This window comes from Candidatus Omnitrophota bacterium, assembly GCA_041650805.1.
Taxonomy (GTDB): domain Bacteria; phylum Omnitrophota; class Gorgyraeia; order 2-01-FULL-45-10; family 2-01-FULL-45-10; genus JBAZKM01.
In genome coordinates this window covers 134420-159976 of sequence record JBAZKM010000004.1, presented here as the reverse complement: position 1 = coordinate 159976, position 25557 = coordinate 134420, and the positions used below count along the sequence as shown (strand labels likewise).

Sequence of the window (25557 nt, the reverse complement as noted above, 5' to 3'; positions counted from 1 at the left end):
CTTATATTATATTGAATACTCATAAGCCGATCTCAGGTTCAGCTTCTTCTCTTTATGCCGGACCGCCAGCTCTTCGAACGTCACCGTATCGACAACGGCGGATATCGCGTCACTGACCTCTTTCCATAAGCCCCTGAATATACATCTCGCGAGGTCCTTACATCCTTTGTACCTGTCTTCCTCTATACATGATATAGGCTCTATGGGCCCTTCTATGAACCGTATGACCTCTCCTACCGTTATATCCCCCGGCGGTTTCGCCAGGACAAACCCGCCCTTTACCCCGCGCTTGCTCTTAACGAACCCGCCCTTCTTAAGGACCAGCAGTATCTGCTCCAGGAATTTTTTAGGAATATCACCGGCGTTCGCGAGCTCCTGTATCGAAACTATCCCGCCGGGATCATCCATATAACGCAGCGACAACCCAAGAAGCGCCTTTAGCGCATAGTCTCCTTTATAACTTATCTTCACCTTAGTCCACCTCCTGGTACAAACACGATAAATATGATTGACTTAGTAGTGATTATACCTTATTTTTCCCTTTTGTCAATAACTTTTTTTAATTTTTTCTTTTTTGGGATACTCCTCGAACTTTCCCGGGATAGGTCCGCCGTCGGCGGGTATCTATTTGACGGCTTTTAACCAAACCTCCACGCTGGATGCCGGAAGCGTATGGCTTAGATGCGCATCGTACAGCCTGGGGAACCTATTGACAAGCCATTCGACCCCTGAAATTGTTTTGAAACCGCCTCCGAAATAGATCCTCCTTTTCGATATTTCGAATCTGGTCTTATACCTGTTGGTATTACAGAAGAACTCGAATGCCGAGTACGAAAGAGCGTGAAAATGTTCCGGTTCCGAATAACATCCTATAGCAGAAAAATGAGGATAGACGATGATGACAGACCCGTTAGGCCTTGTAATACGGTATATCTCCTCCATGGCTTTACATATATACAATATATGCTCTATCGAATGCCTGCAGATCACGATATCGAACGTGTCGTCTTCTATAGGGTACGGGAAAATATCCAGGTCATGGATTATATCTGCTGCCGTATTGGGGCTGCGATCGACACCCGTGGCTTTTTCGAACTTTCTATTTCCGCATCCTAAGTCCAAAATTTTTTTGCCGGAAAAATCCGATCTTTCATACATGTATCTTTGTTTTATTATATTCATCGCCTTATATCCTGACTTTTTCTACCTCCTGTATCGCCGCGGGCTTAACATACACGGTGGCATGCTCCGGGGACGGCAAGACCCGGCACACGACCCCGACGGATCCTTCTTTCTTAAATTTTGTATGATGAGCGACTATCGACGCTGCATGATCTATCATGGTCTTATCCGCGTTTCCTCTTAAAACAGAAAATGGGCCTTGGCGATCTTTCAGCTTTAAACATATATCACCGGGCCGGACCTGCGCCTCCAGGATGGCATTCTCCTTTTCGTCCCTTCCTATTATCAGTTTGACATTCGGCGAGAGCCGGAAATGGCGCCCGAATTTCAGGAGCCGCACATTGTCAAGCGTGAGGGAATCGTGGACCATCAGGTCTTTGATGCGCTTGGCAAATCCCGGGTCCGTCAGGAGACACCCGCCGGCCGGGCAGGGATAGTCGTTTATGCCGAACTCTTTGGCGAGGCCTATCTGAGGCTTGCGGCTACGGCCGGATATATCCAGCAGCTTCTCCCTGTCCACTATCCCTTCCGTCTCGGGTATCGTAGGCGCGAAGAGCTTTGCCGAAAGCGGCCGCACGATAAGCCCCTTGAGGCCCGCCTCCTTCTCTATCAGGAGTATCGCATCCCGCCTCTGGGACATCGGCCTTTCGCCCAGCACTTCTCCCGTGACGATGAAGGACGCCCCGACTTCCTTCATGTACTCTTTAGCTTTCCTGAATATGAATATCCTGCAGTCTATACAGGGGTTCATATTCGACCCATACCCGTGCTTCGGGTTCTTTATTATTCCCAGATACTCTTCCGTGATATTAAGAACTTTTAGAGGTATACCAAGCGTCTCTGCCGCTTTTGTCGCCGCATGCTGGCACCCCTTATTGGTGCACGTGCAGAATACGGTAAGAAAATTTATCGCCTCGACAGCTATCCCCTGCTCAAGCATGAGTTTTGTGGCCAGAATGCTGTCAAGCCCTCCGGATAATAACGTCAACGCTTTTCTGTTCATCTCTTCTCTCTTCAAAACCCGCGTCTATTTTCGAAAGGTCCGTTACCTATTAAGGACTCCGGAGGGACCATGTTCTGATTTGAAAATAACGCGCGGAAATCTTGATCATTATCCAGCAGGCTTCCGGCGCTTTCTATTTTCATGGCGGCCGGGTTTTTTAAATAATAGACCATATCCGTGCCCAGCACCGTCGATAAACGATGGGAAACGGTTATAACGGTCATACCTTTCCGGAATTCTTTCATGCGCATCAGTATCTCCTCTTCGCTTGCCGAATCCATCGATGACATCGCTTCATCCAGGATCAGTATCTTAGGCCTTTTGATCAGCGCCCGGGCTATAGATATCCTCTGCTTCTGCCCTTCGGAAAGCTTACAGGCGTCTTCTCCGATGACCGTTTCATATCCTTTTCCCAGGTTATTGATATACCCATCCATCCCTGCGATGCGGGCCGCTTCTTCCACTTCTTCTTTGCCGGCTCCGCTGGTGCCGTATCTTATGTTGCCGGCGATCGTGTCGTCCCACAGGAACGGTGCCTGCAGCGCGACCCCTATCTGCATCTTAAGCGATCTCAATTTTATATCCCTTATGTCATTACCGTCGATATAAACGGCTCCGTTCCTGGGATCGTAAAGCCGCAATATAAGATTTACTATGGTGGTCTTGCCGCACCCCGAAGGTCCGACAAGAGCAACATTGCCTCCGCTCTCTATGCTGAATGATATGCCCTTCAGGATGGACCGCCCCGGCTTATACCAGAAATCGACGTCCCTGAAGACTATACCCGGCCTTTTGAATACCACATCCTTCGCATCGCTCCGTTCGGGGATCTCATCGTCGCATTCCAGTATCTCGTCAAGGCGCTGGCAGGATACGAGCCCGACGGCTATCATCTGCGAAAATACGGCAACCTGACCCCCCAGCCCTATCAGCTGGACCAGATAGACCGTCGTAGCGGTAAATGTCCCGAGCGTTATCTCTCCCGTTATGACCTGATACAACCCATAGAGCGCTACGATACCGATCACGATCTTGCCCGTTAACTGATTGGCAAGGCCGCTCATAATATCCAACCGTATATTGTCGGCCTCTATCCTGATGTTACGTATAAGCTGTTTCAAGTAATTTCTTGTAGTCCCGGTCTCTTTTCCCAGCGCCTTTATCAGGTGTATGCGGGAAAATGCCTCCGCGAGCCCTTTAAGGATGCCCTGCGAACTTTCGATCAACGACCGCCATGACCTCTTCATCTTATTGTTGAAATGATACGTCGGTATATATATAAGGGGTAGTATGAATAAGGAGACGACCGCCATCTTCCAGTTGAGGAATGATAATATGATAAGGATGAAAAAGAGCTGAGGAAATACGGATACCGCCTGAGGCGGGACGCTTGTGATGAAATTTCTTACTCTTTCCACATCGTAATTTATTTTATAGAGATGCTCACCCGCAGACCTCTCCCTGAACCATCCGAGGGAGAAGGTCTGTATCTTTTTATGTACCGCCCTGTTAAGATCAAATCCCGTCTTCAGCCGTATGAACCTTTCCAGGGATTTCCTGACTCCGTCTACGAGGGCGCTGAGCACAATGATGACTATCGCCGCCAGTGCCAGGGTAAGGAATAGCCCGACCTCCTTGCGGGCTATCGCATTGTCGACAACCAGCTTGGTGAGATACGGATTTATCAGATTGAGCAGGCTGCCCAGGACGCTTGCGCCTAGCAGCATGAACCACTTGTTCCGATACGGCACCAGGAACCTTATAAAAGTCCAGAATATCCTGATATTATCATTCTTCATACACAACGTATTTTACCATAAAAGCGGCGCCTGCGGTCTCTTTAATGCAGCCGCCCGATCTCCCGCAGCTTGGAATATCTCAAAAAGACCTCAAACGACTGCATTACGGCTATGACGAGACCTGCAAATCCGTCCTTAAACCCCTGTTTAAATATATAGCCCTTAAGAAAACGGGCGCACGGCCTTGTGAGCATATGATAGCACCGGACCTTTTCGCGGCGCTCCAGCATGTCGTGTGCCGATAGAGTGCTGTAAAGGTTGAATTTCTCCATATGGTGTCTTATGTCGCGATAGGTATAATGCTCCATGAAATTGCCGAGGAGGCCTGCCTCTCCTCCCAACACGAACTCCTCGTGCACCCTGTGCGAAGACCATTCCCCTGCGCCCTTCCTGACGAGCCTTAACTTCAGATCCGGCTGCCACTCCCCGTACCTTATCCACCTGCCCAGGTAAAAAGACCGCCGCGGTATATAATACCCGTCGTACAGGCCTTTGTCGGCATCCAGCCTTTCCTTTATCTCGGAGGCAAGCACATCCGGCACCCTCTCGTCCGCGTCTATGAAGAAGACCCATTCACATCTACTCTTCGAAAGCCCAAAATTTCTCTGTGCGCCGTAACCCTGCCATTCCTCCCGGAAGACGGTTGCATTATGCCCCTCTGCTATCTCCGCCGTCCTGTCGGTGCTGAACGCGTCCACAACGACGACATCATCAGCCCATTTTACGCTGCGCAGGCATTCCCCTATGTTCCTTTCTTCATTATATGTAATGACAATACAGCAGATCTTTTCCATTTGTCAGGCTCGATCCTTTATCTTCCCCCGGACGGCTTCCATGACTTCTTCGACGTTTATCGACCTCAGACATCGGTAGGTACCAAAACGGCACGTGCGCCTGAAACACGGGCTGCACGGAACGGGATCACGGATGACCGTATCTCCCTCCCCCAGAGGTCCTGTCCATCGCGGGCTCGTCGAACCGAAGATGGCGATTATCTTTGTGCCGACCGCACCGGCGATATGCATAAGCCCGGAGTCGTTAGTTATAAGAACGGCGCATCTTTTGATCAATGCCGCCGCTTCGGGCAAGGGCCGGTCTATACAGAAAAAGAGGGAAGTGCTTGATGCCCTCTCCCTGATCTTTTGACAGATATCTTCTTCGCCCGGGCCTGCGAATATGACCACTTTCGCTTCATATTCTTTTATCAGGGCGGAGGCAAGGTCGGCATATCTCTCTCCGGGCCATCGTTTTGCCGGGCCATAAATGGCGCCTGGGGCCAGGCCTATTACAATATCGTTAACGCCTATATTATTCTTTTTAAAAAGTTCGTCTCTCCCGGATAACATCTCTTCTTCGACGGCAAGGACAGGCGCGTCGAAGTTGACAACGGCACCGAGCGTTTCGGCGATATGCATATAGTTCCTGATCATGTGCTCTTTCCTGACAGACGCATCATATTTCAGGATATGGCTCAGAAAGATGCCGCGCCATCTCACATCATACCCGGCCCTGCAGGGTATCCCCGCGAGAAAAGCGAGCAATGCATATCTGAAGTAATGGGGGAGGACGATCATGGCATCGAACTTCTCTTTCCTGATCCTGAGGAATAACCTTATATATGACGCTAGATGATATGTCCCGGGCGCGGTGAAATCCCATACTTCATCTACGGCACGGTTACTCCGCCACAACGGCGACAGGTGAGGCCTTGTGACCATTACGACACGGCTATCCTTGAAATACCTCTTCACCGAGTCGATAAGCGGTCCTGACATTATGGTATCCCCTATCCAGTTCGGCCCGAATACGAGTATCTTTTTTATATTTTCCGTCCGTCTTTCTTTTTCCATCATTTCTCTCACCGGCACAGGGCTTCGTTATCTTTCACAAATTTTCCGGCTTTCCTGAAGATCTCTTCTCTTGCCCCGTCGTCATATAATGCCCGTCTTATCGTCGGCACTAACTCTCTCCGGTCATGCACCGCGAAGGCGGCCCCGCTCTCCAGATATGGCATCGACTCATGCTTGCCAAGATAGGGCCACAGGTCCAATATGACCACCGGTTTCCCAAGGCACATCGCCTGTAAGCCGGTTATCGACGTATTGAATGTTATCAATAGTGCGGATGACTTTACCAGGTCTAAAAAATCGAAATTTTTGACTACGCTCACATTCCTGAGTTTCGCTCTCCGCGCTGCCCATAGGCTCCTGAACCTGGACTCGCTTGGATGGAGTTTTATCATAAGGTGATACTCCGGAAAGTTTTCCATGGCCCTTATCAATAAACGGTGGATCATGTCGCTGTCGGGGACCGGCGGCAGGGCCTGGCTTGTAAAGAGCAGGATCCTTTTCGACTTATCTATTCCCGATCTTTTACAGATCTCGTCCTTCTCCATGAATTTTTTACCGGAAAGGCTGTCGGCTATGTACGTGTCCGCTATCAATACCGTATCACCGGGCATCTTCTCCATCGACCTTCTTAAAAAACCGTTCCAGACGGGGTCGTAGGCGGCCCTGAGGGGCGAGGCTATCATGAGCCGGATATTCCTTTTTGTCGCTATCCGTGCCGCTAATTTTCCGAATTTGGTAGTATCGTCTCTCAACAATACGGCCCCCGGCCTTTCTCTGTCTAAAATAGATCCTACGGTCAGCTTGAAACGCACCAGTCGCCTTATGCCGTATCTCGACAGATGAGATCTTACGAACTTTTCTATATGAAATTTGACCGGCAGACCCGTTATCTTCATAAATCGTCCTGCCAGCAAATGAGGCCCGATCTTCTTCACTCTATCGTATAGGTCCCGGGATAATTTAACACCCTCTCTATGCTTCTCCCTGTCAAAATATTCATAATGGGTCGCATAATATAAATTTTTTATGCTGCATATAGACCTGAAATCCTTCGTCAGTTCATCGGCCCTTATGAGCGTTATCGGATATCCCGCCTTCTCTTTCGAAAGATTACTGACCGAACGGATGAAGTGGAAAGGAGTGGAATATGATATGGCCACGATCCTGTCCCGCGCATGCGGTTTCCCGTCCCGGACCGCGGGGGTTTGAAATTTAAGGATAAACCGTTCTTTAAGGTCCTTGGCCCAGTCCAATAAGATGAATATATCCGGGGTCTTCTTAAGGATGTTTATCACCGGATACGGGACATTCACCAGATAATTAAAGGCCGATCTAAAGGCCGATCTCGTCCCGGCCACAAATCCAGGCGGGCATATTGTTACCTCCAGGGAATTTATATTTGCTGCCGATCTGAGGATATCTTCCGCGAGGTTATTCCTGCTGAATATTATCACCCTGGCGGGTCTTACCGTATTTATGACCCTGGTAAATATCTTATACAAAAAATATTGCTCGAATACCTCTTCGCAAAAGTGCATTTTTAGTAGGTCCCATAAGACGATATCGCCGGACTGTAAAAATTCGTTTAAAGAGCGGCCCCCGGGACCCGTTCCCGATTTGACGGCGCCGAAATTCTCAACCATCTCTATCAGCTCATCCGCGAGAGAAGCATATTCTTCCCTTGCGAAATGATCTCTTATGCTGACGTACGGTATCCCTGAATCCTGAAGGATAGATATGGCCTCCGGATCCATGCCCAGGATGACCGTCTCATCCGTTTTTGAATTCAACTTATCCTTAAGAGATGATAATTCTTTCGGCGAGGGCCCGCGAAAAAGGGCTATCAGTTCTTTCTTCTTCATATCGTTATCCAAACTCGGCCTTCCTCAATCTCTTCATTACCGGGATCTCGCTTTTGTAGACCTTCTTCTCCCCGTTCCCGGATGCTACAGGTATCGTCCTTATATACCTGACCAATAACTCCAGCCCTCTCGGTTCCAGGCTGGCCGCGTGGTCACTGCCCCACATCGCCCTGTCCAGGGTTATATGCCTTTCCACGAGACAGGCGCCCATCATGGCGGCCATGACCGAAGTTATGACACCGGTCTCATGGCCACTATAGCCCGTCGGACACTTGAACTTATCTTTCATCCTTTCGATCACTCTCAAGTTCAGTTCACCTACGGCGGCCGGATAAGAAGAGACGCAGTGCAGCAGCACGAGGTTTCTCCTGCCTATTATCTTCACCGCGCGGGCGATCTGCTCCATGGTGCTCATGCCGGTGGAAAGGATGACAGGCCTATTTTTCGATTTAATATATCTGAGCAATCTCTCATCCGTAAGGCAGGCCGATGATATCTTATAGCAAGGCGGGTTGAACTTCGAAATGAAATCGACGCTCCCGGTGTCCCAGCACGAGGCGAACCACAGGATGCCCTTCTTCCGGCAATACCTGTCGATCTCCCTGTACTCTTTTGGTCCAAATTCCAGGGCTTGTTTCAGGTCCCTGTTGGTCGTGCCAAAAGGGCTTTCTACGGGCAATGCCAGCTCCTCTTTGCTATATACCGCTTCGATGGTCCTCTTCTGGAATTTGACGGCATCCGCCTTATGCAGGACGGCGATATCTATCAGTCTCCTGGCGATATCTATATCGCCGTTATGGTTCCGCCCTATCTCGGCCGCTATGAAGCATGGTCTATTATCACCGACGATGCGGTTACCCAGTCTTATAACAGGCACTAGCTTAGCTCCTTTTGGGCCGCTGCATGGTTCTCCCTGAACCCGCAGCGTCTGCATAACGGGACTTCATCCATCCTGCCTTCCAGGTGCAGCCTTCTTATCTCTTTTAAACGGGCGCCCCCCCAGATATCTTTTATGCTCTGGACGCGCGCGTCCCCTAATTTCACCTCATTATCGGAATCGATACAGCATAACCCCGCTTCGCCGTTCCAGAATACGGGTATGCGCTGCCATAACCGAGAACAGATTATATCCGACCTCTCGGCCCGGTAATTCATCTCTTCTCGCAACCTTCTGTTCGCGGGAACAAAACAGTCGATAGTGGCAACGGTATCTGCCAGAGGCCTCCACTTCTTCAGGAATTCTCTCTCTTCTCCCCTGTTCCCTTCCGTCCTGACCATCTGGACCCTCACGAGAGGCCGCGGCAACCTCTTCCGCCTCCTCTTATCAAGGAACCTGTGTATGTTATCCATAATAAGGCCGTAGTCGGCCCCGACCTCTATATCCTCGACCGCTCTTTTTGTATGCCCGTTCACGGAGAACATTATCTGGTCGAGCCCGCTTTCAAGCAGGGCCTCGGCAAGGTCCTCTCTCAGCAAGGTGGCGTTCGTCGTGAACATCACATCTATTATTCCTTTCCGCTTTGCGTATCTTATCATCTCCGTTATCCTTGGGTGCAAAAGCGGCTCCCCCCTGAAGTGTAGCTTTATCGCATAGAGGCCGTTCCCGGCGCCCTCATCTATGATCTTCTTATATAATTCAAAGTCCATATAACCTTTTTTATCGGTCAGGGTATTTTGCGCACACATCCTGCACCTCAGGTTGCATATATTGGTCGCCTCTATATCCAGATGCATCGGAAAAGACGGCAGGAAAAGGCGTTTTGTGGCAAGGAGCCATTTGAACCGGTATATCCAATAACCCGGGTCAAGGCCGATCCTTCCGATAATGGCCATGCGGTCCCTCTGTTGTCTGTGGCCGTGATCTATATTATCTTTGGTCATATCTTCTTCTTTGATCTCAGGACCTGCTCTGCCAATAAGAGATCCGCCTTATGATCTATCTCGATGGAATCCTTCTCATCCATAACAAAAAAATCTATCTTACCCCATAGCCTGTTCCCGTGCTCGACCAGGGTTTCTCTTCTGGTAATGTAGACAGCCCCGTTCTCCTTGTATAGAGGCATGACGTCCTGAGAGCGCCTTCTCTTGTTTATGTCATACAACGGCTTTATCCTCTTATTCTGCAGTCTCCAGCGGTAAGCCCTGTCCTCGCAAACGGTTAAAAGCGAATCGGCCCCGCTCTTTATGAACCTTTCGATGCACCCGTCTATGATCTTCGCGCCCCTCAGCGGGGAGGTCGCCTGCAGCAGCACTACTATATCGGGGAGATACCCCTCTCTTCTTTTCAGATACTCAAGCGCGTGCAGCAAGACCGGTTCGGTAGGGGTCCTGTCCCGAGCCAGCCGTCCGGGCCTCTTTATGACCCCGGCCCCGTATCGTCTGGACATCCCGATGATCTCTTTATCTTCGCTTGATACGACTACCCTGTCCAGATATCTGGACCTGAGCGCTTCTCTTATGGTATAAAAGATGAGGGGTCGCCCGTCCAGGCGCGCGATATTCTTACGCGGGATCCTTTTAGAATTGCCCCGCGCCGGGATGATGCCCAAGATATTGCGTTCTGCCTTCATATCCCTTCCCGCTGTTTTGATCACCTGAGCGCAGACCATATATCGCATTTTGCGCACATGGGATAATTTTTAAAATCCCTTACCGTGTGCGCCCTTCTGAACCTATGATACCCCTCTCCGGACCAGATATCATTAATAGATGCCCTGCAAATATTACCCAGGACCATCTCCCCGTTAAAATCATAAGTGCAGGGCGTAACATCCCCGTTCCATAGCACATGCATACGGTTCCGGTAGATCATCTGGCATTTCATCCCGTTCCCGCTATAAACAGTCTTATTGTATTCCCTTCCGGTAACGAAGTTGTGTAAAAAGGCATACTGTATCCTCAGGTGCCGTATCCACTGTAAATAAAATTTAAGGGAGAGAAAGGCATTCATGGCAGGCCCCCTTCTTGTATCTATCAGATATTGTATGGATACGGAAGGGTTACTTTTTTTTAAGCGCCTTTTCAGCAGTAACAGGTTCTTTATATTTCTCGACGACTCCTCAAAATTCAGTCTTCTATGGACGCTTTCGTATTCTTCCTTATTAGTGCCGTAGAAACTTATTTTGAGCCGGTCCAGGCCGGAGAGTATGAGCTCTTTTGAAAATTCCGTTGTCAAGAGATGAGCATTTGTCGAACACCTTACAACCCCCACGTTCTTTCCTTTGGCATATCTTATCCTATTTATGAGGCCGGGGTCCAATAACGACTCGCCGAAACCGAATAAGGTCAAAAAACGGAATTCCCTGTGTCTGACACATTCGTCGACGATCCTTTCATACAGCTCCCTTTTCATCTCTCCCAGGGGCCTCGTCAATTTTTCGCGCGGGCACATGACGCAGGCCGCGTTACAAAAATTGGTCGTCTCGACGAAGAGATCCTGCGGGAACCCCAGAATGGCCGGATTTTTGGGCGGTTTGGCGCCCGTCCCTCCGGAGGACGGGATAAGACGGTCTCTCAATCTTCCGCAAGCTGTTAAGATAGGATTTTGTTTCACCTGCCACCCTGCGCTATTTTGAGCCCGCCCTCTGTTATAGGAGCAGGCGATATATTATTTTACCATAATAGCCTCTTGTACAATATTATTTTAGCCTTATAGAAAATCTGCTGTGACAGCGGTTTCTTTTGGGGTATAATCAACGGCATGGAGAAGGATATCTCCCCCAGGATCGATCTGCGCACGCTATGCTGTCCCCGATGGTATCTGCCATGGAGCCCTTTAGTCCAGCCGAGATGGGGTATCGGAAAAAAGATCATACAGCTCGAGATCACGGAATTTTGTAATGTCTCATGCATAAATTGCGAGTGCTGTTTTGAACACGCGCCCAGCGGAGGGGCCATGTCCGGTGAACAGATCAGAAAATTTGTCTACGAATCGATCGATCTGGGCTGGAAGTGGGATCTTATAAAGATCCGCGGCGGAGAACCGACACTGCATCCGTTGCTTTTTCACATAGTCGAGTCGTTAACCATATACCGGGATTTCAATCCGGACTGCAGATTTTCCATAATAACGAATAATTTTTCGGATGAGACGAAGAGGACATTGTCCGGGATGCCCTCGTGGATCACGATCCTCAGGAAAGACAAAAAAGGCGCCAACGATAATGCGGTGCCGGGACATGACAGTATCAATATTGCCCCGGCGGACCTCTTCATATACAAATTTGCGGATTTCAGAAAAGGCTGCCCCCGGACCGTACACTGCGGCATGGGGTTATCCAGATACGGTTACTACCCCTGCGCCCCGGGGATACATGTGAGCAGGATATTCGGCCTTGATGTCGGCATAAAAAAATTGTCCCTGGTAAATGATGATGCAATGAGAAGGCTGCTGGGGGTCCTCTGCAGGTATTGCGGTCATTATAAACAGCCTAACGATCATCCCGCTAAAAACATCGTTTCGGCCAGCTGGAGAAGGGCCTTCAAGAAATACAGAGAAGAGAGGCCGGATCTCTCTTTGTATTGACCATTTTTTCTACGGCCTCTAAAACCTTAGCCGTACCGATGTCGTCAAAACAGATACTCCTTTTCAGTTTACACCTTTTTTCGCCCCACCGGCTGCATGGGCTGCATGGTACATCGCTGTAAAGCGCGACATTCCCGTCCCCGACAGGCCGGAATCCCAGCTTCGGATGGGTCGGGCCGAATATGGAGATGACGGGCACGCCCCTAGCGGCGGCCAGATGCATAAGGCCGGAGTCGTTAGCGATAAAAATGTCACACTCGTCTATCAGGCGTATCATCTCTTTTAAACCCAGCCCGATCGCTAAGCGCGCCTTTCCGGTATCGACGCTTTTCCCGATACGGTGTATCAGCTCCGATTCCTTTCTGCTTCCAAAAATGGTAAGCAAATACCCTTTTTCTTTTTGCAAAAGTTTGCAAAGCTCCGCAAATCTATCTTCAGGCCACCTTTTGACCGGGAAGCTCGCCCCGGGATGTACCCCTATGCGGCACCTGCCGTCTTCTTTAGAATGGATGGCGCGCGAGGCCGGTTCTTCGTCTTCCGGCAAAAATACCGCGGGGGGAGAATATGCGGACGGCCCCAGTTCGGCCAGGGCGGCATAAAAATCATCGACGATGTGCCCGGCCGCACCGATCGCACCTCCCCTTGCCAGGGCCGCAAAGTCCTTTCTCTTCGCTTTGATCTTACGACGGGCCGGTATGGCCAGCTGCAGCATAAAAGCCCAGAAAGACGAACGCATGGGGCTCCAGCCGGAAGGGTGAAGATCTACCAGCATATTACGGCCCCTGCCGAACTTTATACGCATGCCCCATATCTGCATCATACCCATTATGAAATTTTTGTCTTCGAAATAGACGCGGTCATCTATGAACGGATTATGCTCGATAAGGTCGGCGTATCGCCGCGCGGTTATAAAACTTAAATGAGCGCGCGGGAACCGTTCCCTGAACGCTTTCAGCACAGCGGTGCTCAGGACGACGTCTCCCAGCGAGCTGAGGCGTATTATGATGATAGCGTCAAACTCCTGCAACATACGTTATCGTATGATCCTCTCTCTTTGTGTATCAGCCGGAAGGACTCTTCTACCTTATTCCGGCACAGGTCAAACAGCTCTTCCTTCCTTACACCGCGGCCCTGCGATACCCTTTCCAGCAGACCGCGTTCTTCGCGAGATACCCCCGGATCCTGCATTAAGAGATCTGTGATCCTTTCCGGCGAGGTTGCGATCACCTTCCGCTTCAGGAATATATATACTGCCAGGGTCCTGTAAAGGCAGAACTCCCTGTAGTGATCCGGCTTATCGGGGCGCAGGGCGTCGCGTATCGCTCCCGAAAAGACCGGTAGGCTGTTATATGCGCTATCGATGAGGGCCTCCCGTGACGGGACCGTCAGGCGGTCCATTATCCCGTCACCCAGCAGGACCTTCCCGGTGCGCTCTATGTGGAAATAGCCGAAAATGGACCGGAGGTCGGACAAAAATATCCCGTCCAGTATATCGGCCGTCACGATGGCTGGAAATATCGCGTCCTTCTTCAGCTTTCTATGATACTCGCCTGCCGCGTATCTTATAAGCGACGGGAAGAGATCGTTCTTCAGCCCCTCTCCCAGGATTATCCACAACCTGTATGCGTCTCTCTCAAAAGGTTCCGGCGCTAAGATGACCGACTCGATATCTCCCTCTCCTGCGCCAAGACCGCCGCAGAAAGCATCTGCGGCCTCTTCGATCCTTTTTTCTACGCCATTTTGCCCGATAACAACGGAAAACTCTCCGGGGCCGCCCGCACTGCTGCCCATTAAAGCGCTTCTCTTCCGTAACCTATCCGACGCGCAGAGAAGGCCCTGCCGTAACCCTTCTACCACGAGGTCCCGACGGGTCTCCGGGGAGGCGGGATGCCTGTCCATCCGCGCCGTTATCTCTCTAAGATCACGAAACGGTCCCGTCATCTCATCCGCGGACCGCAGGATCTTCCTGAATGAAGAGCGGTACCTGTGGAGCGGGCCCGGACGCGATCTCTCCTCCAGCAGCAGTATATACGCATACATCCAATCACCGTGTCTATATCCTTTTATTTCGGCTGAACGTCCCATATCCTCCCGCAAAAGATGTCCGCCTTCTTCGCCGGGACCCTCGACAGGCATGATATTTTCCCTTAAGTAGCTCAACTGCCCCGAGCTGTCGCTGATGATGGCGGCAAACTCCTGCCTGTCGAAGATATCTATGTGTCTGAATATTGAACGGAAACCGGGATAGCGGAATACCTCTTTCCAGAACTTATTCAGGAAGACGGTCTCTTCCTCCCGGCCTAAGAGACGCGTCACTATGGTTATATCTATATCGCTCTCCCAGGGGGTCCAGCTGCCGTCCGCAAAACTGTTCCGCACATATACCGACTCTATCTCCGGGAAGCCGCCGGCCACCTTCCGGATAAAGGTCCTGAAACTGGAATCATATATCCATCGCCCGATCTTCTCGAAACGGCTGACGGAATTCGAGAGTACGAGCATCCGGCGCATAGCCTCACGGAAGCCCTTCATCGAACCCCCTCTCCTTTCCCCTCATAGAGAAACACCGTTATCCTGTCGTCGAGAAATATCTTATCGATAAATTTCCGCTTGATAGGCGCATGCTCATCGTGAAGATACTTCCTGGTCTCGACCAGCACAAAATTGGCGTTAAGCCATTTGCCGAACGCTTCGCTGCGTCTCTCCAACTCTTCTTCGGTCATAAGACGGGACATCAATAGACCCGGCGCGTTCTTTATATACCATACGCGCCTTACGGATCTTCGGTGTGCCTCGAGCGCCTTTTCGGAGACATTGAAGACGAAGCCCTGCATCTCCTTTTTCAGGGAAAAAGAGATAGTATAGAAAAGCTGCCGGTCGGTCTTTCCGTAGTAATATAGGAGAGGCATATTAGGCCTTACCGTTACTATGATGTCGCCTTCCCTGATGTTATCCCTGATATATGATGCGACTTCCCGCCACGGGTCGAGATAGATGTTATTATGATACTCTCTACCGGTATAGTAATTAAAGAGGGAGTAGCCGCTCGATGCTATTATCACGAGGATACACGCCGTCTTAAATACCCTGTTCCGCACACCGGATAACCCGCAGGATATGAGGGCCGCATAGAACGGCAGCGCCGGAAAAAGATATCTCGGGAAAAAACTTTTTAAGCTGTTCAGGGCCAGGACCGGGATGAACAGGAAGACTAAGAAGACAAGGGACCTGTCTCTTCCGTGCGATAGGGACCTGCGTAATCCAAGCCAGGCCATTGCGGCGAAGGCAAAAAAAGACGGGATCGTGATATGCCACGACCACGGCAAGACCGTCTCCCCGACGCTGAATACGAAAAATGTATAAAATATCTTACTTAACGGGCTGTACGGCAGAAAATTATACTTGTCCCTGAACAGGGCGAAGTAAAAGATGTTCTTAAAACGCCCCTTCATAAGGAGCTCTATCAAGACCAAAAATAGGGCGGCCATGAGTATGATCATAAATGCGAGCTTCTTCTTCCCGTCTCTGCCGCCGGTGCCGGAGAATACCGCATGGACCGCTTCCATGGCTAACAGGTATAACAATCCCTCATGAACCAGTAATCCCGATATCGCGGTTATGACATACAGGGCCCAGCGGCGTGGACTCTTCCCGCGCAGAAGGGAAAAATAACAGTAGAGATTGCACAGCGAAATGAAGAGGAAGATCGCGTATGGCGTAGCCTGCCGGCACATAAAGATAAAGAACGGCGATACCGACATGATAAGAACGGACAATGACGCTATCTGCTCATCGAATACCAGGCGCATCAGAAAAAAGAGGATAAAGAGCGAGGATACGCCGAAGGTGACCGAGAAGAGGCGCAGGGAGATCTCCGGCGGTCCGAATTTAGGCCAGAGCCGCAGGAGGAAATAATATAAAGGGCTGGTCCTGTACTGGAGGCCTTCTGTCTTCAACGACGCGAGATTGGCGCTGCCCACCTCGTCGTAAAAGAGATCTCTCTGCCCCAGATCATATGTGCCCAGGAATACCGCCAGGACCAGGATCAGAGCATAGAGCACACGCTCTCCCCGGACCGGCCCGCTACGCGCAATATGTAAGCTCATTGCATATACCCCAGACTTTTCAGGTCTTCGATGAACGCGGGTGTCAATTTTATCTTCCTTGTATTCGCCTCTTTACCGGCCCCGCGCCCGGCAGCGCGGTAATCTTCCAGTATCTTTGACATGCGCGCCGTTTCGGAAGGTTCGGCGTCAGCAATATCGTGCCGTTCGGCCGGATCTTCGGCGATGTTGTATAGCTCTACGCTCCTATGGCCGGGGAGATCATTTACCACCAGTTTATGGTCCTCTTCCCGTACCGCAAAAAATTTCCCGCCTTCCCTGTCCTGTAATTCGCTGTATGCGATCCTGTCCATAACGTCTCCGCCGCTCTCGAGCACCCCCAGGAAGCTCTTGCCGTCTATCTCCTCCGGCATCTCCGCGCCGAGGGCATCCAGGACGGTGGGCATCAGATCGATATGCTGCACCAGGCCGTCAAATGCCGTCCCTTTACCCTGCCGGGATGGGAATATCATCATGAGCGGGATATGGACGATCTCTTCGTACATATAATGGCCGTGCGTGGACCTGCCGTGCTCAAAGAAGGCCTCACCGTGATCGGCCGTTATGACGATGACGGTATTTTCGTACAACCCCATATCCTTCAGTTCCCTGACCAGGCTGCCTGTAAGCTCGTCATAAAAGGCGATAAGACCGTCATATTGCGAGATCGCGCCTTTGAGCCGGGGCCCCGAAATAGTTCCGGCGCTCTCCTCCCGCTCCTCATATTTAGGCACTTTTGTCATACCCTCCTCAAAAAACAGATCTCCGTAAGGAGAGGGCGGGTTATACGGGTAGTGCCCTCCCATGAAATGCACGTAAAGGCAGAATGGGTTGTCCCTGTTCCGCCTGAGCCAGGAGACGCTCTCGCGCAGCACCTGTTTTGCATAAAATTTCCGGAAATAGAGCACCGATCTCTTATCCTTTGATATGACGTATTTGTGGAGAAAAACCTTTATTGAATCTCTTACCTCATAAAACATCCTGAGGGACTCTCTTGCCCAGCGCGTGTTCTTATTCAGGAGCAGGCCGCTCGTAAAGATATAATCCACTCCCCCGGTAAAGGCAAAGCGCCGTTCTACAAAAGGGGATTCCGATATGACCGCTGTGGCGAAACCGCGTTCTTTCAAAACGCTGAATAACGTTGTCGTGTCGGGCGGCAGATCTTCGTCAAAAAGGAATATCCGGTGCCTTGACGGATAGAGGGAAGTGAGCATGCTGTGGACCGCGGGGACCGTACAGGAGGACTGGCTATAGGCGTGTTTGAACAGGGTCCCTTCCGACGACAATGAATCGATGTTAGGAGAGGTCTTCCGGGGATACCCGTAACACGAAAGATGGTCAGCCCGTACGGCGTCGAGGACTATTATCAGAAGATTGTAATGAGACGCCTGAGGGCCGGAATGGCCCATATGCGGGCATGCCGACAGCATGATGGCGGATATGAAAAGCGCCGACAATAGACATATACGGATATTCCTATGAGGTCTCACGGCCTCTCCTGCCGGGCATATTTATCCGGCATGATCTTCTCTTCCGGGAAGCAGTCGTAAAAACGATAGTGGCATATCTCAGGGATCCCGGCATCACTATTGATCGATCTCCCGCGCTCTTTAAGCAGGCCTTCGTACTCTTTTCCGGTCAGATCGGTAACCCCTACGTACCGCACCTCTCTATTCAACACATAACGCATTGCCGGCTCCGGCAGCCGCCCGGAAGATAATGCCAGTTTACCGGTATGATATGTCATAATGGCGTTCGCCTCCGGCACAAGAGCGGAAAAGTTATAGCCATCCGTTCTGTCTTTTATATACTCTCCCACGGCTTTATATATCCTGCACATCTCATCCCGGGGATATCCCTGTGCGGTGCTCGGATAGCCTGTCTTCAGGATAGAGAACGGCGGATGCAGGAGGACCATCGGCCTTATAGCAAGCGCCGCAAGAGCAAAGACGGCGGCGGCCGTTCTCAGATGCCTCATCCTGAACCTGTCATACAGGGCACACATTACGATCGAAATGATGACCGCGTATATACAGAAGAGGGGCGCCATCCGCCTCCAGGCGGGGGAGTTCAGGAGAAAGACGGGGATGAAATACAGGAAGAAAGAGGAGAGTAATATGATGAGCCCGTGCCTCCTCCTCTCTTCTGTCGCCTGTTGCCGTCTCATGAACAATGCGGCCGCCATCATAAAGGCCGCAAGGACCGGGATCACTATGTCGACGCGGTTCTTAAAGAATCCGCCGGCCTGTCGAAAGAGATCTATATGGTGATCCAACCTCGCCGTAAGATTATACCTGAAGAGCAGATACCAGACATTATGCCCCTGGCACCACAGGAAACCGTCGTATCTGTCCGGCGTAAGCCACACCATTACATACCATATAAGGGAAAGCAGGATCCCGCCCATAAGCGCTAAAAGCGCAAGGCCTATATACGTTTTGCGCTCCCTCCAGTATATGATCGAGAGGCCCGACAAGATCCCCAGCAGGATCGCTATCTCCGGACCTCTTGTCAGCATTAGAAGTGCGGTCAAAAAGATAGCGGCGATCAAAGGCCTCTTGTCCCTGTCATATGTGCCTTTTATAAAGAGATAAGCGATGAGCGTTGTATAACAGAGGGAGGCGGTCTCAAGCAGGATCGAACTCGATAGTATGATATGGGCAGGATATGATGCCAGCAAAAAAGCGGCCAGCAGCCCTGTCCTCCTGTCGAACAAGACCCTTGCGAAGAGATAGACGGCAAGCACGGTCGCCGAACCGCAGATCACGGAAAAGAACCTCATGCTCTCTTCGTTGCATCCGAAAGGCCGGGCGCATAGCGCGCTTAACCAGAAGAAGGCTGGCGGTTTATTTATCAATATCTTCCCCGAAGGGGTGCCCGGATCGAAATGATGGATAGACGGTCCGTTAACGCATACCGGATATAAAAAATTTTTTGGATCATTGCATATGTTTTTAACTGTCGATGCGTACCAGCCTTCGTCGCCAAAATAACCTATCGGCTGCACATTCAGATAAGCGCCCCGATAAAAGATCGCCAGGAAGAGTATCGCCAGAAGGATCGTGCGATCCGACATCCCCGCCCGGGCATTCCCATTATATCTATTCATGGCTTTTCGTTAAAATACCCGCTATGGTCTCGGCGTTCTTTTTTTTGTCGCGGCCGAGCAGACACCTATAGACCTTCGAACGGCAAAGCAGTTTCAGGGAAGCAAGCGTCCGGGAGAATAGTATCGGCACCTTGCCGAGATCGCGTATGCCGTTACGCAGGAAGTACTCTACTACCTGGGGAAGGCCCAGGCCTATAACACCGTCCCTGAATAAAAAACGGAAAGCGCTCATCCTGCCCATCGGCTCTACTTTTGTCTCATCCGAAAAGACCCTTTCGCCTATCAATATCAGCCATGGTGCGCCGGCGCTCCCGACTTTGCCGCTTATATGATCGATGTCGAGCAATATCTTTGTGCCGTAACGCTGCCGCGGGAATTCCCGCAAAAGTTCCGGGGGGAGTACGGGCGCGTCTTCCTTATCTATACCGAGCCTCATGGGGAACGGCAAGACGGCCCCGCTCCTGTCGACCAGTATGATCTCGTCGGAAAGCAGTTTTATCCCGTCCTGTTTCAACAGCTCAAGCGCAAGCGTCGTCTTCCCTCCCCCCATAGGCAGCAGGCAGAGGACCGCTTTGCCGCTTACGGATAACGCCAGGCCGTGGATCCTGTGCATGCCTCTCCTGTCAAGCAGCTCTCCAACCCTTGAAAGGACGAGAAGATAGCTTATCTCGTGCAGAAGATCATTGTCGGCGGAATATATCTGCGCCCTCTGGCCGGCATGATCGTAAACGGTCAGGGCCCTGTTGCGGTAATCGACATACCTCTTCCCTTTGACGTCATATACGATAGATGTCGGAAGATAACGGCTGGCCCTGACCCGTGGTACCGTCTCGTAGGGAGGGGGCCGGAAGAGTATCTCCACGGAGATGTCCGGCGGACACTCTCCCGTTATAAAATAGGCAAAATCCCGTTTTAAGTCCCCGGCCACCCGATCGGCATCGGCTCTTATGGCCACCTTTACGCCATGAAAATCGAACCATGCACTATACATATCGGTCCTATCGTCATCTTTCTGTGCACCTTCTGAAAAAGGCGTATATAAATCCTGCCCCATACGACAGGTGTAAAACGGGGAATACGCATGCCGAGATGGGCGCGAGAAGGATATCCCTGCCTTTCAGGGATATCTCAAGAGAGAAAAATATATCCAGCGCCATATATACGTAAAGCGGCACGAGATACGGTCCACTGTGTGCCAGTAAGAGAGATAAGAGATACAGGGCGAAGATGGCCGGCAGAAAGACGAACGGCGGGGTCGATGCGGGCATGCGTAATGTCTGCTGCATCCTCCCCCTGCCGTATTTAAATACCTGCCGGGCGAATTCAAACAGGTCTTTTCTCCTGTCGTGATAAACTGCGAGGCGCGGGCTGTAAAGCATCTTATGGCCCTTTGTGCGCATGCGCTGCAAAAGTATATTCTCTTCATTGCAGACTATCTTCTTATCGAAAAGGGCACCCTCCAGTTCCAGCGCCCTTCTTCTTATGGCCAGATTGCAGAGTATTAGGGCGCTGTCATCGACAAGCGTCTCTGCCGGCAGCACAATATACCTGCGCCTCATCCCGGCCGATCCGAACGGAGAGGCAAGGGCATGCCCTATACATTTCTGGAAGGGGGTATTGCCCGGAGGGGTCAGGTTGGGGCCTCCTGCGATATCCACATCGGCCCTGCGATCGAATATCCTCAGCGCCTCCATAAATATATCTTTCCCGGTTATGACATCGTCATCCAGAAAATACAGTATCTCCCCCAACGCGCGTTTTATGCCCTCGTTCCTCGCTTCACCGTTGCTCGTCCGGCTTATGACATAATGCCGCATATTTAAAACGCCCGAGGATGCGGAAGCCGGGAGATCCGGCGTCTTATCTTCGGTGCCGTTCACTATGACGATCAACTCGTGCTTATCCGGGACCGTGCTCGCCGAAATGCTTTCTATGCACCTGCGCAGCGACTCGGGGCGGTTATGCGTGATCACTATGATACTGAGCCGGATCTTCATTTTCTATTCCTGCGCAGCCGGTCCGGGCTGTCTCTGCGTTACCGTTGAAACAAATTCGCAAAAATTTTTCCTGAATTTATCTTTGCCGAACCTGAGAGACCTCTCCCTGATAAAGGTGCTGTCAAACGATATGAGCTCGGATCTCTTTACTGCAGATACGAGCGCTTCTGCGGAAGGTTCGTCGAAGAGCACGCCGGTTCTGCCGTCCAGGATTATCTCAGCCGCGCCGCCTTTCCCGTAAGCTATCACCGGCCTGCCGCAGGCCTGCGCCTCGGCGAAGACGAGGCCGAAGTCTTCGACGCCGGCATAGACGAAGCCCCTGCAATTTTGATAGTTCCGCACCAGTTCCTCGTCGGGGACCCGCCCGAGCAATTCAATATTGCCGCGCGCCATCTTCCGCAGCCTCCCGGATTCCGGGCCTTCCCCGATTATCTTGAGAGGGCGGCCAAGCCGGTTAAAGGCATCCACTACCACGTCGATCCGCTTATAGGCCTTTAGCCGGGCGACCGTAAGATAATATCCTGCGGTGCCGCCAGGATCGCCGGCGGGCCTGAAGAGGTCCGTATCGCACGGCGGATATATTATGCTGGACTCTCTGCCGTAATAATCTCTTATGCGTCCGGCTACGGTACCGGAAACCGCGGCGAAACGATCAACGCTGCCCGAAGCCCTGATATCCCATGCGCGCATCTTCCCTGCCCAGCCGGGCAGCATCGCCCGCGCGAAGAACGGTATGTAACTGCGTGAGAGATAGTCGTCGTACAGGTCCCAGATATAGCGCAGAGGGGTAAGGCAATACGATATGTGAAATGCGGGCCTGTCGATCATTATCCCTTTAGACCAGGCGTGGGTATTGCTTATAACCAGATCGAACCCCCGCAGGTCGAAAGACCTGACCGCCCCGGGGAATAAGAATATGAAATTTCTATGGTTCCTCCTTGCGAACGGCACTCTCTGGACGAATGAAGGCCTTATATCCCAATCCCCGAACTGCGGGAGCGCCTCTCTGTCGTAAAGAATGGTGAATACGGGGGCTTCGGGGAATATCTCATGGAGCGACTCGAGGACCCTCTCGGCCCCCCCGTACTGGTTCAGATAGTCATGCACTATGGCCGTCTTCATATGCCAAAACTCTCATATTTGTACCGCCCCATGATCTTGAATATGTCCCTGTCGCGGACTTTTTTAAATTTCCGGACATGTACACGTTCAGTCAAGACGCCGGAGACGCAGGCGATGTTCCAGGACCACGCCTTCAGGGAGGCAAAGAGAAGGCCGCCTCTTCGGCATTCCGCCGAACGGGGATCTCTTTTAAACCTTTCGAATTTGAACTTTAAGAGCCCCGCCAAATTACGCAAGAGCGTGAAAAGCTCATAATTCTTGAGCATTATCCTTATCCTGTTACGCTCGAGCATATACTTCGCTTCCGGGTCATCTGACCGGATAGTCCCGCCGAAGGCATGATATGCGACAGAGCCCGGGACATATATCGCTTTATATCCCGCCAGATTTATCCTCCACCCCAGATCCACATCCTCATATATGCTGAGGAGGGTTTCGTCAAAATACCCTACGCGCTCCAGCGCGTCGCGCCTGACCAGTATTGCGGCCGAACATCCGAAAAATATCCTCTCCTCCTTATCATACTGCCCCGTATCTTCCTCAAATACCCCGCGGTCCCAGGCATCACCGTAAATGTTCATCACGCCGCCGGTGCTGTTCACGATACCCGGCCTGTCTTTAAAAAGTAGCTTTGACGCGCATATTGCTGCCGTATCGTCGGCCAGCGCTGCCGCCACAAGCTCCGAGAGCCAGCCCTTATCCGCCTCTATATCATCGTCTATAAATACGACGAACGCGCCTGAGGACTCTTTAGCCCCCCTGTTCTTCGCCGCTGCGGCTCCTTCATTCTTATTATTACGGATCAGCCTCGACCCCTGAAAGGCGCCCACGACCCCCGCGATCCCGGCCGCGTCATGCGAGCCGTCATCCACCACTATCACCTCAAAGCGGTCTCTGGGATATTCAAGCTGCCCGAGATGAAGCAGACACCTCCCGAGCCGGTCTTTCCTGTTGAAAGTGGGTATGACGATCGATACGAATGGTCTATTTTTCACTGTCTTTTCAAGAAATATTTTTTGAGGTCCAGATAAGTCGAGGAGAAGAACGATAAAAGGTCGAGCAGAATAAGGGCGGGATCCCCTCCCCGCACGTTCTCTGCCACCAATTTCACCGTATTTGCGCTGTTGAATACGGGCCTCATGACATAACCGGGCCTATAGTCGTGATATTTCCAGTTCCAGTATGTGCGGAGAGCGGATATGACGGTATCTCTCCTGGTATGGGCTGCGCCTGCGTCCGGCTCATATACCAGTTTAAGCCCGCAGGCCTTGAGCCTCAAAGAGATGTCGACATCTTCATAATTATTCCTGTATATCCTGTCATTGTAATATCCGGCCTTCGCGGCGGCATCTTTCCGTATGACGAGGTTGCTGCCTGAGAGGAAAGGCGGATCGGTCTTAAGGGAATCCCCCCAATGGTGCTTGAGGCGCGTCGCCCGCCACCTGTCGGCCAGACGCTCAACGTTCTCTTCTACAAGGCGTCCCCCGACCGCCGCAACGCGGGGGTCCGAAAAGTGTTTCATGCACTCTTCGAGCCATCGCGGCGACAGGACGCAATCGGCATCTACGGAGGCCACGAGGCCGTTCCCGGCATACCTTAAAGCGGCGTTGCGGGTCGAGGCCAGGCCAACGTTCCTGCCGTTCTCTATTACCCGGACCGGGAACGATGCCGCAACAGCGGCGCTGCCGTCCTCCGATCCGTCGTCTATCACGATGATCTCGTCTACCGGATGAGTCTGCATCTGTACAGACTCGATGCATCTCGCCAGAGAAGAGGCGTTATTATGACACGGTATATATGCGGAAACTTTATATGCCATCTTGATTGTGCGGACCGATCGCCTTTCCGTACGCCTCGAGGAGCGTTTCGGCTGCGCGCCCCCAATTATAATATTCCTCCGCCCTTTTACGCGCCCTGGCCCCCAATTCAGTGCGCAGTCTTTCGTCGCCCAGCAACTTAAGGATGCCTCCGGCCAATGAGGCAGGGGATCCTGCCTCCGTCAATATGGCGCAGTCGCCCACCATGGCGCGCACGTCCCCCACGTCGCTTGCTACGATCGGCCTCCCGGCCGCCAGGTATTCGACTATCTTAAGCGGGCTCTTGCACCTGGTGACATCATTATCTTCAAAAGGGGCAACGGCTATATCTGCCGAGGCGATATAAGCCGGGACCTTGTCATGTTCTACGGCCCCGGTGAATATCACCCTCTCTTCTATGTCGAGGTCCTTTGCCAGTACCTTCAATTTCCCCAACCCCGCACCGTCACCTACTATCATAAAATGTAACATCTCCCCCTTCCTCTCCAGCACGATCTTCGCCGACCTTAGGAAGAGGTCGGCATACTGCGCCCCGTGCAGCTGCCCCAGGTAGAGGGCGGTGCGCCCTTTTAGGCCGAACTTCCTCTTTATCCAGTCGGGGTTGACCGTGGGGTTGAATGACTCCGGATCGGCGCCTACAGGCACGTCGAATATCCTCTCTTCCTCTACACCCAGCCCGATGCATAGCCGCCGCAATTTTTGGCTGCTCACGGAAACGGTATCGGCTATGCGCGGGAGGGCCGTCTCAAGCGTATGCAGGAAGGTCCGCACGGCAGCCGAAGGCGGTCTTACCATATCGCAATATATCTTCTCCTCCCAGTCGTCCCAATCGTAGTGGACCGGCTTATCGTTCGCGAGCGCGCCGAAGACCGCGGGTATGGCACAATAATGGAAACACTTCTGGAAATGTACTACATCCGCCCAGCGCGCAAGTCTGGAAATGGCTATGCCGTGCTTCACGAGCGATGACGGTCCTCCCCGCCTTGGTAACGGGACGAACTCTACGCCGTCTCTCGAGAACGGCGCCTGGCAATGGCCCGCATCTTTTAAAAAATAGACCAGCCTGACTTCATGCAGGCGTTTTGTGAATTCGCCCGCGAGACTCGTTATCCGCCGTGTCCACGGTTCCTCCTTCGAAAAGACGTCATGAGGGTGGAGCAGGAGTATCTTCATCTCTTAATCCCCGAA

The 25557-nt window shown here is 51.7% G+C and carries 23 protein-coding genes; 1 reads left to right on the top strand and 22 read right to left on the bottom strand.

Annotation, left to right across the window (positions count from 1 at the left end; all coding sequences use genetic code 11):
* Nucleotides 1-6 precede the first annotated feature (6 nt).
* From WC515_04145 to WC515_04095, 11 genes are all read right to left on the bottom strand, one after another.
* The gene (locus WC515_04145; protein ID MFA5146547.1) at nucleotides 7-471 is read right to left on the bottom strand and encodes an Rrf2 family transcriptional regulator; all 465 of its coding nucleotides are present in this window, start codon (nucleotides 469-471) and stop codon (nucleotides 7-9) included.
* Between the two features lie 153 nt (nucleotides 472-624).
* Nucleotides 625-1182 carry a class I SAM-dependent methyltransferase gene (locus WC515_04140; protein MFA5146546.1) on the bottom strand — a complete coding sequence of 186 codons (558 nt, stop codon included), beginning with the start codon at nucleotides 1180-1182 and terminating at the stop codon, nucleotides 625-627.
* Nucleotides 1183-1186: 4 nt separating this feature from the next.
* Entirely contained in the window at nucleotides 1187-2185 is a 999-nt protein-coding gene (locus tag WC515_04135) for a hypothetical protein (protein ID MFA5146545.1), read from the bottom strand.
* 11 nt (nucleotides 2186-2196) lie between these two features.
* The gene (locus WC515_04130) at nucleotides 2197-3984 is read right to left on the bottom strand and encodes an ABC transporter ATP-binding protein (protein ID MFA5146544.1); all 1788 of its coding nucleotides are present in this window, start codon (nucleotides 3982-3984) and stop codon (nucleotides 2197-2199) included.
* 41 nt (nucleotides 3985-4025) lie between these two features.
* Nucleotides 4026-4778, bottom strand: a complete 753-nt coding sequence (locus WC515_04125) for a glycosyltransferase family 2 protein (protein MFA5146543.1) — start codon at nucleotides 4776-4778, stop codon at nucleotides 4026-4028.
* A gap of 3 nt (nucleotides 4779-4781) precedes the next feature.
* Nucleotides 4782-5834 carry a lipopolysaccharide heptosyltransferase II gene (gene waaF / locus WC515_04120; GenBank protein MFA5146542.1) on the bottom strand — a complete coding sequence of 351 codons (1053 nt, stop codon included), beginning with the start codon at nucleotides 5832-5834 and terminating at the stop codon, nucleotides 4782-4784.
* Nucleotides 5835-5842: 8 nt separating this feature from the next.
* On the bottom strand, nucleotides 5843-7696 hold the full coding sequence (locus tag WC515_04115) for a hypothetical protein (protein ID MFA5146541.1): 1854 nt from the start codon (nucleotides 7694-7696) through the stop codon (nucleotides 5843-5845).
* A gap of 4 nt (nucleotides 7697-7700) precedes the next feature.
* Complete coding sequence (locus tag WC515_04110) at nucleotides 7701-8573, bottom strand: N-acetylneuraminate synthase family protein (protein ID MFA5146540.1); 873 nt, start codon at nucleotides 8571-8573, stop codon at nucleotides 7701-7703.
* Nucleotides 8573-9577: a radical SAM protein gene (locus WC515_04105; GenBank protein MFA5146539.1), complete on the bottom strand. Its 1005-nt coding sequence runs from the start codon at nucleotides 9575-9577 to the stop codon at nucleotides 8573-8575. The genes WC515_04110 and WC515_04105 overlap by 1 nt, the downstream gene beginning before the upstream one ends.
* A complete protein-coding gene (locus tag WC515_04100) occupies nucleotides 9574-10266 on the bottom strand; it encodes an acylneuraminate cytidylyltransferase family protein (GenBank protein MFA5146538.1) in 693 nt (230 codons plus the stop codon). Before WC515_04100 ends, WC515_04105 begins: the two co-directional genes overlap by 4 nt.
* A gap of 20 nt (nucleotides 10267-10286) precedes the next feature.
* Nucleotides 10287-11249, bottom strand: a complete 963-nt coding sequence (locus WC515_04095; protein MFA5146537.1) for an SPASM domain-containing protein — start codon at nucleotides 11247-11249, stop codon at nucleotides 10287-10289.
* 147 nt (nucleotides 11250-11396) lie between these two features.
* Here WC515_04095 and WC515_04090 point away from each other — a divergent pair, with 147 nt between their 5' ends.
* Nucleotides 11397-12221 carry a hypothetical protein gene (locus tag WC515_04090; GenBank protein ID MFA5146536.1) on the top strand — a complete coding sequence of 275 codons (825 nt, stop codon included), beginning with the start codon at nucleotides 11397-11399 and terminating at the stop codon, nucleotides 12219-12221.
* On the opposite strand, the gene WC515_04085 is transcribed toward WC515_04090, so the two are convergent.
* From WC515_04085 to WC515_04035, 11 genes are read right to left on the bottom strand one after another with little or no spacing between them, the layout of a single operon-like run.
* A complete protein-coding gene (locus WC515_04085) occupies nucleotides 12178-13251 on the bottom strand; it encodes a glycosyltransferase family 9 protein (GenBank protein MFA5146535.1) in 1074 nt (357 codons plus the stop codon). The two genes, WC515_04090 and WC515_04085, sit on opposite strands and share 44 nt — an antisense overlap.
* Nucleotides 13221-14753, bottom strand: a complete 1533-nt coding sequence (locus tag WC515_04080; GenBank protein ID MFA5146534.1) for a hypothetical protein — start codon at nucleotides 14751-14753, stop codon at nucleotides 13221-13223. The genes WC515_04085 and WC515_04080 overlap by 31 nt, the downstream gene beginning before the upstream one ends.
* Nucleotides 14750-16282, bottom strand: a complete 1533-nt coding sequence (locus WC515_04075) for a glycosyltransferase family 39 protein (GenBank protein ID MFA5146533.1) — start codon at nucleotides 16280-16282, stop codon at nucleotides 14750-14752. Before WC515_04075 ends, WC515_04080 begins: the two co-directional genes overlap by 4 nt.
* A gap of 41 nt (nucleotides 16283-16323) precedes the next feature.
* On the bottom strand, nucleotides 16324-17814 hold the full coding sequence (locus WC515_04070) for a sulfatase (protein MFA5146532.1): 1491 nt from the start codon (nucleotides 17812-17814) through the stop codon (nucleotides 16324-16326).
* Nucleotides 17811-19433 (bottom strand): glycosyltransferase family 39 protein, encoded by a 1623-nt coding sequence (locus WC515_04065; protein MFA5146531.1) that lies wholly within the window; start codon nucleotides 19431-19433, stop codon nucleotides 17811-17813. The genes WC515_04070 and WC515_04065 overlap by 4 nt, the downstream gene beginning before the upstream one ends.
* Nucleotides 19426-20424: a hypothetical protein gene (locus tag WC515_04060; protein MFA5146530.1), complete on the bottom strand. Its 999-nt coding sequence runs from the start codon at nucleotides 20422-20424 to the stop codon at nucleotides 19426-19428. Before WC515_04060 ends, WC515_04065 begins: the two co-directional genes overlap by 8 nt.
* A gap of 13 nt (nucleotides 20425-20437) precedes the next feature.
* A complete protein-coding gene (locus WC515_04055; GenBank protein MFA5146529.1) occupies nucleotides 20438-21430 on the bottom strand; it encodes a glycosyltransferase in 993 nt (330 codons plus the stop codon).
* A 3-nt stretch (nucleotides 21431-21433) separates the two neighbouring features.
* Complete coding sequence (locus WC515_04050) at nucleotides 21434-22552, bottom strand: glycosyltransferase (GenBank protein ID MFA5146528.1); 1119 nt, start codon at nucleotides 22550-22552, stop codon at nucleotides 21434-21436.
* Complete coding sequence (locus WC515_04045) at nucleotides 22549-23547, bottom strand: glycosyltransferase family 2 protein (protein ID MFA5146527.1); 999 nt, start codon at nucleotides 23545-23547, stop codon at nucleotides 22549-22551. Before WC515_04045 ends, WC515_04050 begins: the two co-directional genes overlap by 4 nt.
* Complete coding sequence (locus tag WC515_04040) at nucleotides 23544-24371, bottom strand: glycosyltransferase (GenBank protein MFA5146526.1); 828 nt, start codon at nucleotides 24369-24371, stop codon at nucleotides 23544-23546. Before WC515_04040 ends, WC515_04045 begins: the two co-directional genes overlap by 4 nt.
* A complete protein-coding gene (locus WC515_04035) occupies nucleotides 24361-25542 on the bottom strand; it encodes a glycosyltransferase family 4 protein (GenBank protein ID MFA5146525.1) in 1182 nt (393 codons plus the stop codon). Before WC515_04035 ends, WC515_04040 begins: the two co-directional genes overlap by 11 nt.
* Nucleotides 25543-25557: the final 15 nt, after the last annotated feature.

Bases quoted from the DNA above. Each gene is read 5' to 3' on its own strand.
- WC515_04140 (MFA5146546.1), bottom strand. From the start codon at position 1,182: ATGAATATAATAAAACAAAGATACATGTATGAAAGATCGGATTTTTCC.
- WC515_04135 (MFA5146545.1), bottom strand. From the start codon at position 2,185: ATGAACAGAAAAGCGTTGACGTTATTATCCGGAGGGCTTGACAGCATT.
- WC515_04130 (MFA5146544.1), bottom strand. From the start codon at position 3,984: ATGAAGAATGATAATATCAGGATATTCTGGACTTTTATAAGGTTCCTG.
- WC515_04125 (MFA5146543.1), bottom strand. From the start codon at position 4,778: ATGGAAAAGATCTGCTGTATTGTCATTACATATAATGAAGAAAGGAAC.
- waaF (MFA5146542.1), bottom strand. From the start codon at position 5,834: ATGGAAAAAGAAAGACGGACGGAAAATATAAAAAAGATACTCGTATTC.
- WC515_04115 (MFA5146541.1), bottom strand. From the start codon at position 7,696: ATGAAGAAGAAAGAACTGATAGCCCTTTTTCGCGGGCCCTCGCCGAAA.
- WC515_04105 (MFA5146539.1), bottom strand. From the start codon at position 9,577: ATGACCAAAGATAATATAGATCACGGCCACAGACAACAGAGGGACCGC.
- WC515_04100 (MFA5146538.1), bottom strand. From the start codon at position 10,266: ATGAAGGCAGAACGCAATATCTTGGGCATCATCCCGGCGCGGGGCAAT.
- WC515_04090 (MFA5146536.1), top strand. From the start codon at position 11,397: ATGGAGAAGGATATCTCCCCCAGGATCGATCTGCGCACGCTATGCTGT.
- WC515_04085 (MFA5146535.1), bottom strand. From the start codon at position 13,251: ATGTTGCAGGAGTTTGACGCTATCATCATAATACGCCTCAGCTCGCTG.
- WC515_04080 (MFA5146534.1), bottom strand. From the start codon at position 14,753: ATGAAGGGCTTCCGTGAGGCTATGCGCCGGATGCTCGTACTCTCGAAT.
- WC515_04065 (MFA5146531.1), bottom strand. From the start codon at position 19,433: ATGAATAGATATAATGGGAATGCCCGGGCGGGGATGTCGGATCGCACG.
- WC515_04060 (MFA5146530.1), bottom strand. From the start codon at position 20,424: ATGTATAGTGCATGGTTCGATTTTCATGGCGTAAAGGTGGCCATAAGA.
- WC515_04055 (MFA5146529.1), bottom strand. From the start codon at position 21,430: ATGAAGATCCGGCTCAGTATCATAGTGATCACGCATAACCGCCCCGAG.
- WC515_04050 (MFA5146528.1), bottom strand. From the start codon at position 22,552: ATGAAGACGGCCATAGTGCATGACTATCTGAACCAGTACGGGGGGGCC.
- WC515_04040 (MFA5146526.1), bottom strand. From the start codon at position 24,371: ATGGCATATAAAGTTTCCGCATATATACCGTGTCATAATAACGCCTCT.
- WC515_04035 (MFA5146525.1), bottom strand. From the start codon at position 25,542: ATGAAGATACTCCTGCTCCACCCTCATGACGTCTTTTCGAAGGAGGAA.